General features: G+C 49.2%; 8 protein-coding genes and 1 pseudogene. 3 read left to right on the top strand and 6 right to left on the bottom strand.

Features of this window, described 5'->3' with window-relative positions; translation table 11 throughout:
- Nucleotides 1-114: 114 nt before the first annotated feature.
- The 5 genes from hyxR to betI form a co-directional block, all read right to left on the bottom strand.
- Complete coding sequence (gene hyxR, locus ACK8NJ_RS18220) at nt 115-909, bottom strand: LuxR family transcriptional regulator HyxR (protein ID WP_328115074.1); 795 nt, start codon at nt 907-909, stop codon at nt 115-117.
- Nucleotides 910-1,238: 329 nt separating this feature from the next.
- Nucleotides 1,239-1,802: a tyrosine-type DNA invertase IpbA gene (gene ipbA / locus ACK8NJ_RS18215; protein WP_001295805.1), complete on the bottom strand. Its 564-nt coding sequence runs from the start codon at nt 1,800-1,802 to the stop codon at nt 1,239-1,241.
- Between the two features lie 1,066 nt (nt 1,803-2,868).
- A complete protein-coding gene (gene betA / locus ACK8NJ_RS18210) occupies nt 2,869-4,557 on the bottom strand; it encodes a choline dehydrogenase (protein ID WP_411961856.1) in 1,689 nt (562 codons plus the stop codon).
- Nucleotides 4,558-4,570: 13 nt separating this feature from the next.
- Nucleotides 4,571-6,043, bottom strand: coding sequence for a betaine-aldehyde dehydrogenase (gene betB, locus ACK8NJ_RS18205; RefSeq protein WP_000089090.1), 1,473 nt, complete (start codon nt 6,041-6,043; stop codon nt 4,571-4,573).
- A gap of 13 nt (nt 6,044-6,056) precedes the next feature.
- Nucleotides 6,057-6,644, bottom strand: coding sequence for a transcriptional regulator BetI (gene betI, locus ACK8NJ_RS18200; RefSeq protein ID WP_096132926.1), 588 nt, complete (start codon nt 6,642-6,644; stop codon nt 6,057-6,059).
- Nucleotides 6,645-6,772: 128 nt separating this feature from the next.
- On the opposite strand from betI, the gene betT reads away from it, so the two are divergent.
- From betT to ACK8NJ_RS18185, 3 genes and pseudogenes are all read left to right on the top strand, one after another.
- Nucleotides 6,773-8,806 carry a choline BCCT transporter BetT gene (betT, locus tag ACK8NJ_RS18195; protein WP_328117077.1) on the top strand — a complete coding sequence of 678 codons (2,034 nt, stop codon included), beginning with the start codon at nt 6,773-6,775 and terminating at the stop codon, nt 8,804-8,806.
- A 573-nt stretch (nt 8,807-9,379) separates the two neighbouring features.
- Nucleotides 9,380-13,363 (top strand): annotated as a pseudogene (ehaA, locus tag ACK8NJ_RS18190) (autotransporter adhesin EhaA).
- A gap of 141 nt (nt 13,364-13,504) precedes the next feature.
- Entirely contained in the window at nt 13,505-14,593 is a 1,089-nt protein-coding gene (locus ACK8NJ_RS18185) for an EAL domain-containing protein (protein ID WP_328115288.1), read from the top strand.
- A gap of 41 nt (nt 14,594-14,634) precedes the next feature.
- Here ACK8NJ_RS18185 and ACK8NJ_RS18180 read toward each other — a convergent pair whose 3' ends face one another.
- The gene (locus ACK8NJ_RS18180) at nt 14,635-15,567 is read right to left on the bottom strand and encodes a LysR substrate-binding domain-containing protein (RefSeq protein WP_001084390.1); all 933 of its coding nucleotides are present in this window, start codon (nt 15,565-15,567) and stop codon (nt 14,635-14,637) included.
- Nucleotides 15,568-15,653 lie beyond the last annotated feature (86 nt).

Here is a 15,653-nt window from a genome sequence, read left to right as displayed (position 1 = left end):
GGCTGTACAGCGTGCCTCCCAATCCTGCAGCCCAGAGCAGTAGAAATATTTTGGCTCCTACACTGTAGCGAGTCCGTATGCGCCGCAGTGGGTGGTAGTAACAACGCTGCTGTGTCATAACAATCCTGGTCTTTTTTTAGACATATTTTTTCTTTGTCCGGAAAGTACTTTTCCGGAAATGGCGTCAGAATTTATTGATTCACCAACGGCAACTTTCTCTGGATAAAGAATTCCGGATACCATGTTCTGCACATACTGAGTGAGTCGATGAGCGGAATGTTGTCCGACATATCTTGCATGTAGCCGTATATTCCGTTTCACTCTGCTGTCACCGCATCCCGTATAGAGCAGCCTGAAATCGCTCAGAGTTCCCAGTCCAAGTTTCATTAATGCCCGTGTGGCAATCGCATGCAGGGTCTTTGAACTGCGTTGTTCATAACGGGCAATCTCACTGAAACTCATGCCCTGCATCAGAATCTTAAGCACGCTCAACTCCCGTGCAGTCAGGAGCCAGAAATCACTCATATCGCCGGGCAAAGGACGTAGTAACCAGCGGATAATTTGATTCTGATAACGACTCGCTGTCAGCAGGGTGCTTATGCGTGGGAAGCCGTTATACAGACTTGCAGCAGGAGCATTATCGAACCAGTCGGAGTCACCGGTCAGGCAGACCTGCCATTGCCCGGCATCACTCCGCAAGCGGACAAGACAAGCCAGAAGAACCAACTCCCCCGAAGGAAGCGATGGGATATCAGCTAACAGGTAGCCACAGGAGGTCTTTAAAACGAATTCAACCTCTGTAGTGACGTTGCTGTACACCCGCACGATATACCTGTCCGTTGGGATGAGAGACTCCAGTGCCAGCCTGGTGAACTGACAGGCACTGATAATAACCAGAGGCTTCTTCATTCAGACTCGTCCACGCCATTGCTACAAAACCTGACATTTTGATTCAAAATGTCAGGTTTGGTTTAATAGCCTGAATATTTAATTTTCTTGGAATATAAATCTAATTTGTTTGATTTTTATTGTTTTTAATTTTGTGTTATTTAACAATGTGAGTGAAAGTTAATCACTGGTATGACCTTGGTGGTTAATCATTTCAAATCATGGGGTTATTTTACTTTAGCGAGAAATATCAACATGTTATGTGTTTTATTTAATTGAATGGGTTGTTTTTTTATGGAAGAATTGAGGAAAACGTAGGAATCTGACATTTTGAATCAGAAGGTACTGTTTTAACGAGGCTTTTTTTTCCACACCCCTTTAAATCGAGCAGCATTACTGGCTGTGTATCTGACAGTATGCTGGATATTTCGATGACCCAGATAATCCTGAAGTAGTCGGGTATCGACACCATTGTCAGCCAGAGCAAAACCACAGGCATGACGTAACATATGAGGATGTGCTTTTACAGCTAACCCTGCACGTTTTCCAGCCTCACGAATGATAGAAAAAAAATGTTGTCTGCTGATAGGGCGGCGTTTCCGGGAGAGAAAAAGCCAGTCTCCTTCAACTCCGTTTTCAATTAACTTCCTCTGCTTAAGCCATAACTTGATCAAATTATATTCATCAGGAAGAAGAGGATGTGTCGTCGAGAAACCATTTTTAATACGCCGAATATTAAGTTGTTTTCCTGATGCATCAATATCGGATAAACGTAAATCAAGAAGTTCACTGGCCCTAAAACCGTGAATGAAAGCCATCATAATCAGACAGCGATTTCTTTCAGGAAAGGACATGCTCTGGGCTGCATCCATCAGCCTGTAGACTTCATCCTGTGTGAGATATTTTCTCGTCATACGCCACCGTGTACAGTTGTAAAAAAAAAGAGGCACACCCAGATAAGTATGCCTGCAATCAGAACGTTATCGATGTAATCTCATTATCTCATTAATAAGATTTTTTGAATAGTAGTTCTACGCAACAGATTAAATATGAACTATTTATTGAGCAGCTTTTCTACAAGTCATTTTTAATGCGTGTTTTTATCTACTATAATGTGAAAAAATAAATGTTAAAACTATGAGTGACAGGTCGTGTGGGATGTGTATTACGTCTAATGTTTTAGTAATTTTTTATTAGTTTTGAGATATTTAACATCATTTCCTGTGAGATCGCCTTGTTGTGCATCTAATTGATTTTACTTTTGTTTTTTTTGACACATAAAGTTGGAGGGTAGAAAGTAAGATTGGTTTAATATCAATGATATAAATTTATAAATACATATTATTGCAAGGTGTTATTTACTTTTCTGGTCGTGAGTAAATCATTGTTAATGGGTTCTGCTCATAAATTAAAAATATTCATTTAAATGGTTTTTACTTTTTGCATATCTCAATTTGTTTATTTTGCATTCATTTGATGGAGAGTATTCCAACACTTTTTGTTTTTTGCAAAAAATTATTAACAATTTTTTATTATCAATTGATGATGAATGTAAAATAAAATGTTAGCGAAGCGATAATCGTGTGCTAAAAAATATTTAAGCATGATGATTAATTAAAGAAGAGTAAAAATAAATCGCTGCTAATAAATTATACGAGCTGTGTTTAAAGCTCCATGTGGTTTTGGTCTGACTTATTTTTGTACTCGTTACAAGAACCCTTTTCGTACATGCTAACCGTGAGCGGGAATGAACAGGTAACCATAGCCAGGAACATTAGCGGCGTAATTCTTAAGCTGAGTGGTATTTCATCTGTAGTTTATCTGTGTATGCATAGCACCTTCATCAGCCAGATTGAGCAAGTCAGCTTAGAATTTGCTGGCGAGATTGTCACGATGAAGCATGAGAGTTACCTCAGTGTTTTATATAAGGATTCGGTCCTCATAGTAGAACGGTAACTCTCAATCTGATAGGTTCCTGAGTCAGTTCAAATCACGACTCATTTTTTTCGCTCTCACCGGCATCCCATTTGCCACATAATATCCCGCCGTGCTCCTCGGCAACGCATCCTTCCCGCGAATCATATCCGCCATTTTCTCGCCAATCATAATCGTCGTGGCGTTCAAATTGCCGGTGATAATCTGCGGCATAATTGACGCATCCACCACGCGCAGGCCTTCCAGCCCGTGTACGCGGCCTTCGGCGTCAACCACTGCCATCTCGTCATAACCCATTTTGCAGGTACCGCACGGGTGGAAGGCGGTTTCGGCGTGGTTACGCACGAACTCATTGAGCTGCTCATCCGTCTGGCATTCGACACCGGGGCTGATTTCGCGGCCACGATACTGATCCAGCGCCGGTTGATGCATGATCTCCCGGGTGATGCGAATTGCGTCGCGGAACTCCTGCCAGTCCTGCTCGTGCGACATGTAGTTAAACAGAATTCCCGGATGCTGGTGCGGGTCGCGGGATTTAATCCGCACATGCCCACGGCTTGGCGAGCGCATCGATCCGACGTGGCACTGGAAGCCGTGCTCTTTCACTGCGTTCGAGCCGTTATAGTTAATCGCCACTGGCAGGAAATGGTACTGAATATTCGGCCACGTAAATTCCTCACGGCTGCGAATAAATCCGCCTGCTTCAAAGTGGTTGCTGGCACCAACGCCGGTGCCGCCAAACAGCCACTCCGCACCGATTTTCGGCTGATTCCACCACTGCAGGGCAGGGTAGAGGGAAACCGGTTCTTTGCACTCATATTGCAGATACATCTCCAGGTGATCCTGAAGATTTTCGCCGACGCCGGGTAAATCATGCACCAGCGGAATATCAAACTCCGCCAGCAGTTCAGCGTTGCCGACGCCGGAGCGTTGCAGGATCTGCGGTGAAGCAATCGCGCCTGCACATAACAGCACTTCTTTATTCGCCGCCGCGCGGGTCGGAATGGTGCTGTCGCCTTCCAGCCACTCGACGCCCACCGCGCGTTTGCCGTCAAAAATGATGCGATCGGTCATGGCGTGAGTACGAATGGTCAGGTTAGGGCGCGATTTGGCCTGATCGAGATAGCCACGCGCGGTGCTGGCGCGACGGCCCTGCGGCGTGACGGTGCGATCCATCGGGCCAAAACCTTCCTGCTGATAGCCGTTGAGATCGTCCGTGCGCGGGTAGCCCGCCTGCACGCCCGCTTCAATCATCGCTTCAAACAGCGGATTGACGCCGGGTTTGGAGGTGGTGACGCTCACCGGGCCATCACCGCCGTGGTAGTCGTTCTCGCCCACATCGCGAGTCTCGGCCTTGCGATAGTAGGGCAGACAGTCGAGGTAGCTCCAGTTCTCCAGACCGGGTTCTTGCGCCCAGTTATCGAGATCCAGCGCGTTACCACGGATGTAACACATGCCGTTGATCAGTGATGACCCGCCAAGCCCCTTACCGCGTCCGCACTCCATGCGACGGTTATTCATAAACGGTTCGGGCTCCGTTTCATAGGCCCAGTTGTAGCGTTTACCCTGTAACGGGAATGCCAGCGCGGCGGGCATCTGGGTGCGGAAGTCAAAGCGATAGTCCGGGCCGCCTGCTTCAAGCAGCAGCACGGTTATGTTCGGATCTTCAGTCAGACGGGTAGCGAGGACGTTGCCGGCTGAGCCGGCACCAATAATGATGTAGTCAAATTGCAAATAAACCTCCTGGTTAGAATATGGACTGGAATTTAGCCATCTCAACCTGGATGGACTTCACCTGGGTGTAACTCTGGAGCGTCATCACGCCGTTCTCGCGACCAATGCCGGAGTGTTTGTAGCCGCCAACGGGCATCTCAGCAGGGGATTCGCCCCAGGTGTTGATCCAGCAAATACCCGCTTCCAGCTGATGAATGACGCGATGCGCGCGGTTCAGGTCCGCCGTCACGATGCCCGCCGCCAGGCCGTAGTCGGTATCATTGGCGCGGCGAATCACTTCGTCCTCAGATTCATAAGTGAGAAGCGACATCACCGGACCGAAGATCTCTTCGCGCACGATGGTCATTTCGTCGCGGCAATCGGTGAACACGGTCGGTGCAACCCATGCGCCGTTATCGAAGCCATCGCCTTTCAGTACATCGCCGCCGCACAGTACGCGCGCGCCTTCCTCTTTGCCTTTGGCGATGTAACGCAGCACGTTATCGCGATGCGGGAAGCTGACCAGCGGGCCAAAGTTAGTTTGCGGATCGAAAACGTCGCCCGCGCGAATGCGCTCAACGCGAGCCAGAATCTTTTGTTCAAATGCGGCTTTGCATTTCGCCGGAATAAACACGCGGGTGCCGTTGGTACACACCTGACCGGAGCTGAAGAAGTTCGCCATCATGGCGATATCAGCGGCGAGATCGAGATCCGCATCGTCGAAAACGATCAGCGGTGATTTACCGCCCAGCTCCATGGTCACTTCTTTCAGGGAGGAAGCCGCCGAGTTAGCCATCACTTTTTTGCCGCTGGCGACACCGCCGGTAAATGACACTTTGGCAATGCCCGGATGCTCGGTCAGATACTGCCCGGTTTCCGCACCTACGCCCGGCAGCACGTTAAATACGCCGTCCGGCAGGCCCGCTTCGCTGTAAATTTCGGCCAGCTTTAACGCGGTAAGCGGGGTGACTTCGCTCGGTTTGAAAATCATCGCGTTGCCTGCCGCCAGCGCCGGTGCGGATTTCCACAAGGCAATCTGGATCGGGTAGTTCCATGCGCCAATCCCTGCCACTACGCCCAGCGGTTCGCGGCGGGTATAAACAAATGACGTCTCACGCAATGGGATCTGGCTGCCTTCCAGCGACGGGATCAGCCCGGCGTAGTACTCGAGCACGTCCGCGCCGGTAACGATATCGACGGTTGATGTTTCCGAATACGCTTTTCCGGTGTCGAGGGTTTCCAGTTTTGCGAGTTCGTCATTGCGTTCACGCAGAATATCAACGGCCCGACGCAGAATACGCGAGCGCTCCATAGCGGTCATCGCCGCCCAGATTTTTTGCCCCTGTTGGGCACTCTTCACGGCGCGATCGACATCCTCGCGCCCGGCGGCCTGCACGGTCGCCAGCACGTTACCGTTGGCCGGGTTAATGGTCTCGAAGGTGCGACCGCTGGTGGCGGAGGTATAACCACCATGTATATAAAGCTGCTGTTCTGCCATTCGGGACATCACGTCTCCTCGGTTAATCGGTGGGTAAATGCTGAGTAATAAAGTGACGGGTCAGCGAGTGTGCGAGAGGTTTATCCAGCGCTTTGCCGCTCAGTGCCGCGCGCAGCCATAATCCGTCAATCAGCGCGGCAAGGCCGTAGCCCGCTTCCTGTGCCTGGTGGCGCGGCAATTCGCGGCGAAACTCGCTCACCAGATTCGACAGCAAGCGGCGGCTGCTGACCTGCTGTAAACGATAGAGCATCGGCTGATGCATACTGCTGGCCCAGAACGCCAGCCAGGCTTTCATCGCCGCACTGCTCACCTGCGTTTCATCGAAGTTTCCGCCAACAATCGCCTGTAATCGCTGCTCTGCACTGCCCTGCGGAAGTGCATGTAATCGATTCAAAACCGCGTCACGCAGCTGACTGGTGATATCGCGCATGGTTGCTTCCAGCAGACCATTTTTGTCCCTGAAATAGTGGCTGATGATCCCCGTAGAAACGCCTGCACGGCGGGCGATCTGCGCGATCGTTGCATCGTGCATGCCCACTTCATTTATTGCTTCCAGCGTGGCGTCGATCAGTTGTCTGCGCCGGATCGACTGCATCCCCAATTTGGGCATTTTCGCCACTCCATTCATCAGCGTTGTTTATCTATTAAAGCGGTTATTGATTGGACGTTCAATATAAAATGTGTCTTAATTGTTACGAATTTGATTTTAAATGGTAACAATAACAGTGGGGATACTGGATGACAGACCTTTCACACAGCAGGAAAAAGGACAAAATCAATCCGGTGGTGTTTTACACTTCCGCCGGACTGATTTTGTTGTTTTCCCTGACAACGATCCTGTTTCGCGACTTCTCGGCCCTGTGGATTGGCCGCACGCTGGACTGGGTCTCTAAAACCTTCGGTTGGTACTATTTGCTGGCGGCAACGCTCTATATTGTCTTTGTGGTCTGCATCGCTTGTTCGCGTTTTGGTTCGGTGAAGCTCGGGCCAGAACAATCCAAACCGGAATTCAGTCTGCTGAGTTGGGCGGCGATGCTGTTTGCTGCCGGGATCGGTATCGACCTGATGTTCTTCTCCGTAGCCGAACCGGTAACGCAGTATATGCAGCCGCCGGAAGGCGCGGGTCAGACGATTGAGGCTGCGCGTCAGGCGATGGTCTGGACGCTGTTTCACTACGGCTTAACCGGCTGGTCGATGTATGCGCTGATGGGCATGGCGCTCGGATACTTTAGCTATCGTTATAATTTGCCGCTCACCATCCGCTCGGCGCTGTACCCGATCTTCGGTAAACGGATTAACGGGCCGATTGGTCATTCAGTGGATATTGCAGCGGTAATCGGCACCATCTTCGGTATTGCCACTACGCTCGGTATCGGTGTTGTACAGCTTAACTATGGCTTGAGCGTACTGTTTGATATTCCCGATTCAATGGCGGCGAAAGCGGCACTGATCGCCTTGTCGGTGATCATCGCCACGATCTCTGTCACCTCCGGTGTCGATAAGGGCATTCGCGTGTTATCGGAACTCAACGTTGCGCTGGCGCTGGGGTTGATCCTGTTCGTGCTGTTTATGGGCGACACCTCGTTCCTGCTTAATGCGCTGGTGCTGAACGTTGGCGACTATGTGAATCGCTTTATGGGCATGACGCTCAACAGTTTTGCCTTCGACCGTCCGGTTGAGTGGATGAATAACTGGACGCTCTTCTTCTGGGCATGGTGGGTGGCATGGTCGCCGTTTGTCGGCCTGTTCCTGGCGCGTATCTCGCGTGGGCGTACCATTCGCCAGTTCGTGCTGGGTACGTTGATTATTCCGTTTACCTTCACGCTGTTATGGCTCTCGGTATTCGGCAATAGCGCGCTGTATGAAATCATCCACGGCGGCGCGGCATTTGCCGAGGAAGCGATGGTCCATCCGGAGCGCGGCTTCTACAGCCTGCTGGCGCAATATCCGGCGTTTACCTTTAGCGCCTCCGTCGCCACCATTACTGGCTTGCTGTTTTATGTGACCTCGGCGGACTCCGGCGCGCTGGTGCTGGGGAATTTCACCTCGCAGCTTAAAGATATCAACAGCGACGCCCCCGGCTGGCTGCGCGTCTTCTGGTCGGTGGCGATTGGTCTGCTGACGCTTGGCATGCTGATGACCAACGGGATATCCGCGCTGCAAAACACCACGGTAATCATGGGGCTGCCGTTCAGCTTTGTGATTTTCTTCGTGATGGCGGGGTTGTATAAATCTCTGAAGGTAGAAGATTACCGCCGTGAAAGTGCCAACCGTGATACCGCGCCGCGACCGCTGGGGCTTCAGGATCGCCTGAGCTGGAAAAAACGTCTCTCGCGCCTGATGAATTATCCGGGCACGCGTTACACTAAACAGATGATGGAGACGGTCTGTTACCCGGCAATGGAAGAAGTGGCGCAGGAGCTGCGGTTACGCGGCGCGTACGTGGAGCTAAAAAGCCTGCCGCCGGAAGAGGGACAACAGTTGGGGCATCTGGATTTGTTGGTGCATATGGGCGAAGAGCAAAACTTTGTCTATCAGATTTGGCCGCAGCAATATTCGGTGCCGGGCTTTACCTACCGCGCACGTAGTGGGAAATCGACCTACTACCGGCTGGAAACCTTCCTGTTAGAAGGCAGCCAGGGCAACGACCTGATGGACTACAGTAAAGAGCAGGTGATCACCGATATTCTCGACCAGTACGAGCGGCACCTTAACTTTATCCATCTCCATCGTGAAGCGCCGGGCCATAGCGTGATGTTCCCGGACGCGTGATTGTTATTGCATAAAACCGCGCCATGTCTGCATATGGCGCGGGAATCATTGACTCGCTGTAAAAAATTATGCATATATTATATGTGATTGTCATGTCATATCCTGAAATTCCTCTTGTATCACTTCATGATTTTATATTTTATTAATTAACGATTTTATTTTGTATTAGCTGAATGGATTCAGTCCTATAGGGTTATATATTTATTAATAAGACGATTCTTATATTTGGATACCTAATAAGAGTTACCACTTTTACCGGCTGTATATTAAATGTATTTCTCTTGCTTTTGTTTATATTTTGAGTTGATTTGAGTTCCTGGATACATATAATGCGCAGGTATTAGAGACTGGGGGGGAATGTAATGATAAAGTTAAGAGTGTTAACTTAAAATAAGTTTTCAGTAGTAACTTGCTATTTTATTACCCTCTGAACTACATACTCAGATATGTGGTTGCCAATGCTATGCAAAATTTTTGAATTTTTATATGCGATGAACAGTAACCGGAATGGCATTTAATGCGTTGCTGTTTATGCAATCTTGGTTTTATTTGGATGTATTGCTGGAGATTGTGATGAATAAAATATATCGGCTAAAGTGGAACAGGTCCCGTAACTGTTGGAGCGTCTGCTCGGAGCTGGGGAGCAGAATAAAAGGAAAAAAGTCCCGGGCTGTTTTAATTAGCGCGATAAGTTTATATTCATCTCTGGTATTCGCCGATGATGTCATCGTAAACCAGGATAAAACTATTGATTTTGGCAAAGAGAACCAGAGCATCGATTACCGTATTACGGTGACTGACAATGCCAATCTGGTAATCAATGCGACAGATACTTCCCGTCCGCGTCTGACTCTCGCTTCTGGTGGTGGGTTGGATATTACCGGAGGAAAGGTAACAATCAATGGCCCACTTAACTTTTTGCTGAAAGGTACGGGGTTCCTGAATGTCTCCAATGCTGGCAGCGAGTTATATGCTGATGATTTGTATGAATCAAACTCAGGCATGAGACACGATCGCGGCTATTTTAATGTTTCCAACGGCGGCAAAATCCATGTTAAGGGCACCAGCCGTCTGACCTATTTGCAGGGAAATGTCAGCGGTGAAGGCAGCCAGGTAAATTCTAAAACCTTCTTTATGGGCGTTTACGGCAGTTACGGTGGCAATCAGTACCTGTCAGTTAATAACGGCGGTGAAGTTAATGCCAGTGAAAAAATTAGCCTGGGCTATTATGATCAAGTCTCCGATACAACACTTGCTGTTTCGGAAGGTGGTAAAATTTCTGCGCCGACTATTAGTTTAAGCACCAACTCTGAGTTGGCGTTAGGTGCACAGGAAGGAAGCGCAGCGAAGGCTGCAGGGATTATTGATGCCGAAAAAATTGAGTTTGTGTGGGCTTCGACATCCGATAAGAAAATCACCTTAAACCACACGGATAAAGACGCGACTATTTCCGCGGATATTGTCAGTGGCAGCGAGGGCCTGGGCTATATCAATGCGCTCAATGGCACGACTTACTTAACCGGTGATAACTCTGCCTTTAGCGGTAAAGTCAAAATTGAGCAAAATGGCGCTTTAGGGATCACCCAAAATATAGGTACAGCAGAGATCACCAACCGCGGGAAATTACACCTGAAGGCTGAGGATAGCATGACCTTTGCCAATAAGATCTCCGGCAACGGTACAATAAGTATCGACAGTGGGACGGTGGAGTTGACCGGCAATAACTATGCATTCTACGGATATATTGATGTTGCTTCCGATGCTGTAGCTGTTATTTCTGAAGACAAGAACATCGGCCGTGCAGAACTGGATGTTGATGGCAAACTGCAAATCAATGCCAATAAAGATTGGGTATTTGATAACGATCTTGAAGGTAGAGGCATTGTTGAAATAAACATGGGGAATCACGAATTCTCCTTCGATGAGTTTGCTTATACAGACTGGTTCCAGGGTTCACTGGCGTTCCAGAACACGACATTTAACCTGGAAAAGAATGCTGAGTTTCTGCAGAGAGGCGGGATCACTGCGGGTCAGGGAAGCCAGGTAACAGTGGGTAAGGGCGCTCACTCCATTAGCACTTTGGGATTCTCCGGCGGAACGGTTGATTTTGGTGCCCTGGCAGCTGGTGCACAGATGACAGAAGGGACAGTCAACGTTAGTAAAACGCTGGATTTGCGTGGCGAGGGTGTGATTCAGGTTTCTGACAGTGACGTTGTCCGCTCTGTATCTCGTGATATTGACTCTGCGTTATCGCTCACTGAAGTCGATGATGGTAACAGCACCATTAAGTTGGTTGATGCGCAAGGTGCGGAAGTTCTGGGCGATGCGGGCAATCTGCAATTGCAGGATAAAAAAGGGCAAATCCTCTCCAGCAGCGCCCAACGTGATATTCAGCAGAATGGGCAAAAAGCGGCCGTCGGCACTTACGACTATCGTCTGACGAGTGGGGTAAACAATGACGGTCTGTATATCGGTTACGGCCTGACCCAGCTTGATTTACACGCTACCGACAGCGATGCTCTGGTGCTGAGCTCTAACGGTAAAAGCGAGAATGCCGCCGATCTCAGCGCAAAGATTACCGGCAGTGGTGACCTGGCATTCAGCAGCCAGAAGGGTCAGACCGTATCGCTTTCTAACAAAGACAACGACTATACCGGTGTTACCGATCTGCGCAGTGGGACGCTTTTGTTGAATAACGATAACGTGTTGGGTAATACCCATGAACTGCGTCTGGCGGCAGAGACTGAACTGGATATGAATGGTCACAGCCAGACCGTGGGCACGCTCAATGGCAGCGCCGATTCACTGCTGAGCTTAAATGGCGGCAGTCTGACGGTTACCAACGGGGGCACTTCAACCGGTTCGTTAACGGGGAGCGGAGAGCTGAATATTCAGGGCGGCACGCTGGACATCGCGGGCGATAACAGCAACCTGACGGCGAATGTGAACATTGCTAATTCGGCTAATGTCCTGGTAAGTCATGCGCAGGGATTGGGTAGCGCAAACGTTGAGAACAACGGTACCCTGGCGTTGAATAATAGCGCTGAAAAAAGAGCGGCTGCGTCTGTGAATTACACCCTGGGCGGCAATCTGACCAACAACGGTACGCTGATGACCGGAATGTCAGGACAGCAAGCTGGCAACGTGTTAGTGGTGAAGGGGAACTACCACGGTAATAACGGTCAACTAGTAATGAATACGGTACTGAATGGCGATGACTCAGTAACCGATAAATTGGTTGTCGAGGGCGATACTAGCGGCACGACTGCCGTTACGGTGAATAACGCTGGCGGTACAGGTGCGAAAACCCTTAACGGTATCGAACTTATCCATGTTGACGGTAAGTCTGAGGGCGAATTTGTTCAGGCTGGGCGTATCGTTGCGGGGGCATATGACTACACTCTCGCGCGTGGACAAGGGGCAAATAGTGGTAACTGGTATCTGACCAGCGGCAGTGATTCTCCTGAACTGCAGCCGGAGCCAGACCCGATGCCGAATCCGGAGCCAAACCCGAATCCAGAGCCGAACCCTAACCCGACACCTACGCCGGGTCCGGATCTGAATGTGGATAATGACCTGCGACCGGAGGCGGGTAGCTACATTGCGAACCTTGCAGCAGCGAATACCATGTTCACCACGCGTCTGCATGAGCGTCTGGGTAATACGTACTATACCGACATGGTGACGGGTGAGCAGAAACAAACCACTATGTGGATGCGCCATGAAGGTGGTCATAATAAATGGCGTGATGGCAGCGGCCAGCTGAAAACCCAAAGCAATCGCTATGTTCTGCAACTGGGAGGCGATATCGCGCAGTGGAGCTAAAACGGCAGCGACAGCTGGCATGTTGGGGGCATGGCGGGATATGGCAACAGCGACAGCAAAACCATTTCCTCGCGAACTGGTTATCGTGCTAAAGCGAGTGTGAACGGATATAGCACAGGCCTCTATGCCACCTGGTATGCCGATGACGAGTCGCGTAATGGCGCGTATCTCGACAGTTGGGCGCAGTACAGCTGGTTTGATAACACAGTGAAAGGTGATGATTTACAAAGTGAATCCTATAAATCAAAAGGATTTACCGCTTCACTGGAAGCTGGATACAAACACAAATTAGCTGAATTTAATGGCAGCCAGGGAACGCGTAATGAATGGTATGTTCAGCCGCAAGCACAGGTTACCTGGATGGGAGTCAAAGCCGATAAGCACCGCGAAAGCAATGGAACCCTCGTTCATAGCAACGGTGATGGCAATGTTCAAACCCGACTTGGCGTAAAAACCTGGCTGAAGAGCCACCATAAAATGGATGACGGTAAATCCCGCGAGTTCCAGCCGTTTGTAGAAGTGAACTGGCTGCATAACAGTAAGGATTTCAGCACCAGTATGGATGGCGTGTCCGTCACTCAGGATGGAGCCCGAAATATTGCTGAGATAAAAACCGGGGTGGAAGGACAGCTAAATGCCAACCTGAATGTCTGGGGGAATGTGGGCGTTCAGGTTGCCGATAGGGGATATAATGACACCTCTGCAATGGTTGGCATTAAGTGGCAATTCTGATCTGAATAATGAGTAAAAGGAGAGAGAGCCGAACGGGAGATAATTCGGCTCTCTGTGTCATTTTCTTGCAGCCAGCTTTATCAGTCAGAGTGAAGACTCGCAGATTTAGCTGGCGCACAAGATTTAATCAAGGTGTGTTCAATGGCTTCGCATGATTTGAGTGTTTTTTTGGAAGAGTTCGGGGCAACGGTGAATTTGACGTTGCCTGGTATCGTGTCCGAAAAAGAACGGCTTTTACTCAAGCTGCTAATGGAGGGAATGTCGGTTACAGAAATCTCACAGTACAGAAATCGCAGTGCAAAGACAATTTCACATCAAAAGAAGCAGCTGTATGAAAAACTAGGCATCCAGAGTGATATTACCTTCTGGCGGGATATCTTTTTTCAATATCATCCGCAAGTCATCAGTGGCACGGGAAATAAAAATAATTTTTATATCCCTGATAACCGTTGTCACCATATCGTCACGCCTGAAGCCATCAGTCTGGCGTTGGAAAACCATGAATTTAAACCGTGGATCCAACCGGTTTTCTGCGCGCAGACTGGGATACTGACGGGCTGTGAGGTGCTTGTCCGCTGGGAACATCCACAAACGGGAATTATCCCACCGGATCAGTTTATTCCTCTGGCGGAGTCATCTGGTCTTATCGTCATAATGACTCGCCAGTTGATGAAACAGACTGCGGATATTCTGATGCCGGTAAAACATTTGCTGCCGGACAATTTCCATATTGGCATCAACGTCTCGGCAGGTTGTTTTTTGGCTGCGGGATTTGAAAAAGAGTGTCTGAACCTGGTTAAGAAATTAGGTAACGATAAAATCAAACTGGTTCTCGAGCTAACGGAACGTAATCCTATACCGGTAACGCCAGAAGCCAGAGCGATATTTGACAGCCTTCATCAGCACAATATTACCTTTGCGCTGGATGACTTTGGTACGGGTTATGCGACCTATCGTTATCTGCAGGCGTTTCCGGTCGATTTTATTAAAATTGACAAGTCGTTTGTGCAAATGGCGAGTGTCGACGAAATATCCGGTCATATTGTGGACAATATTGTCGAACTGGCGCGTAAGCCTGGTCTGAGTATCGTGGCGGAAGGGGTAGAAACCCAGGAGCAGGCGGATTTAATGATCGGTAAAGGCGTTCACTTTTTGCAGGGCTATTTGTACTCTCCGCCAGTACCGGGTAATAAATTTGTTTCTGAATGGGTAATGAAAGCTGGTGGTTGATGTAAACCGCTATTCACAGCGCATCGGGAGGTTGGCAGCGATTAATTCTCCCGATGCAGTAAATCCTGATAGATCCCCGTTAATATGCCATTTGGCGAAAATTGTTTTTTAATCCACTGCGTCACCTGACCCGTAGCAGAATGCTGAGTTGCGAGTAACATGCGTGAATCCTGGCGCGGATTATGGATTTGTCGGGTAACCAGCAGGGATTGCGCCATCGCCTCGCGGACCATGTAATCCGGCAAAAAACCAATTCCTTCACCTAAAATCTGGCACTGACATTTGGTGTTGAAATCTGGCACCAGAATCGACTCTTGCCCATGCAGCAACCAGCCCACTTTTTTATTAATCGTATGCGCGGTGTCCTCCACCATGATATTGGGGTAAAGACGCAGCTGGCTTTCGGCGATCGGCTCCGGCACAAAGGCTAATGGGTGATCCGGGGCGATAGCAAAAGCCCAGCGAATTGCGCCAATCTCCGTGTAATCAATGCCGCCACCGTCCAGCAGCGTGTCGGGTGCGCCGATAGCAATATTCGCCTGATTATTAATAATCGCATCCCAGACGCCGTTATACACTTCGGTCGTCACGGTAATCTGGCAGGTTGGAAACTGCTTTTTCAGTACCTGTAATAAGCGTGCGGTGTGTTTGGGCGTATAAAGCAGTTGGTTAATACAAATGCGCACCCGTGCTTCTATACCCTGCGAAATAGTATCGATGCTGCGTTTGATGGCGTGAAAATCATTCAGCAGGTCGGTAGCTTTGCGGAAAAAATAACGCCCGGACTCCGTTAACTCAATGCTTCGGGTACTGCGAGTGAACAGCACCACATCCAGCCCTGTTTCCATTCGCTTGATGGTGTAGCTAATGGCGGAAGTGGTTAAACCCAACTCTTCTGCGGCTTTACTGAAACTGCCAAAACGCGCAGCGGTAGTAAATGCCAACAGATTCTCTTCGGTAAAAATTGAGTTCATTAAACCATTCCCGCCATTATCGAATATGAATTTCTCCAGCCATGACTGTAGAGGTATCGGTTAAAGATAGATAATCATTTTTGAAT

The organism is Escherichia sp. F1 (assembly GCF_046764225.1).
Taxonomy (GTDB): Bacteria; Pseudomonadota; Gammaproteobacteria; order Enterobacterales; family Enterobacteriaceae; genus Escherichia; species Escherichia coli.
Note: the sequence above shows the minus strand (reverse complement) of the source record. Positions and strands in the feature narration are given on the sequence as shown.

Excerpts from the sequence above, each read along its gene's own strand:
- ACK8NJ_RS18180 (WP_001084390.1), bottom strand. The coding sequence starts at position 15,567 with ATGAACTCAATTTTTACCGAAGAGAATCTGTTGGCATTTACTACCGCT.
- betI (WP_096132926.1), bottom strand. The coding sequence starts at position 6,644 with ATGCCCAAATTGGGGATGCAGTCGATCCGGCGCAGACAACTGATCGAC.
- betT (WP_328117077.1), top strand. The coding sequence starts at position 6,773 with ATGACAGACCTTTCACACAGCAGGAAAAAGGACAAAATCAATCCGGTG.
- ipbA (WP_001295805.1), bottom strand. The coding sequence starts at position 1,802 with ATGACGAGAAAATATCTCACACAGGATGAAGTCTACAGGCTGATGGAT.
- ACK8NJ_RS18185 (WP_328115288.1), top strand. The coding sequence starts at position 13,505 with ATGGCTTCGCATGATTTGAGTGTTTTTTTGGAAGAGTTCGGGGCAACG.
- hyxR (WP_328115074.1), bottom strand. The coding sequence starts at position 909 with ATGAAGAAGCCTCTGGTTATTATCAGTGCCTGTCAGTTCACCAGGCTG.
- betB (WP_000089090.1), bottom strand. The coding sequence starts at position 6,043 with ATGTCCCGAATGGCAGAACAGCAGCTTTATATACATGGTGGTTATACC.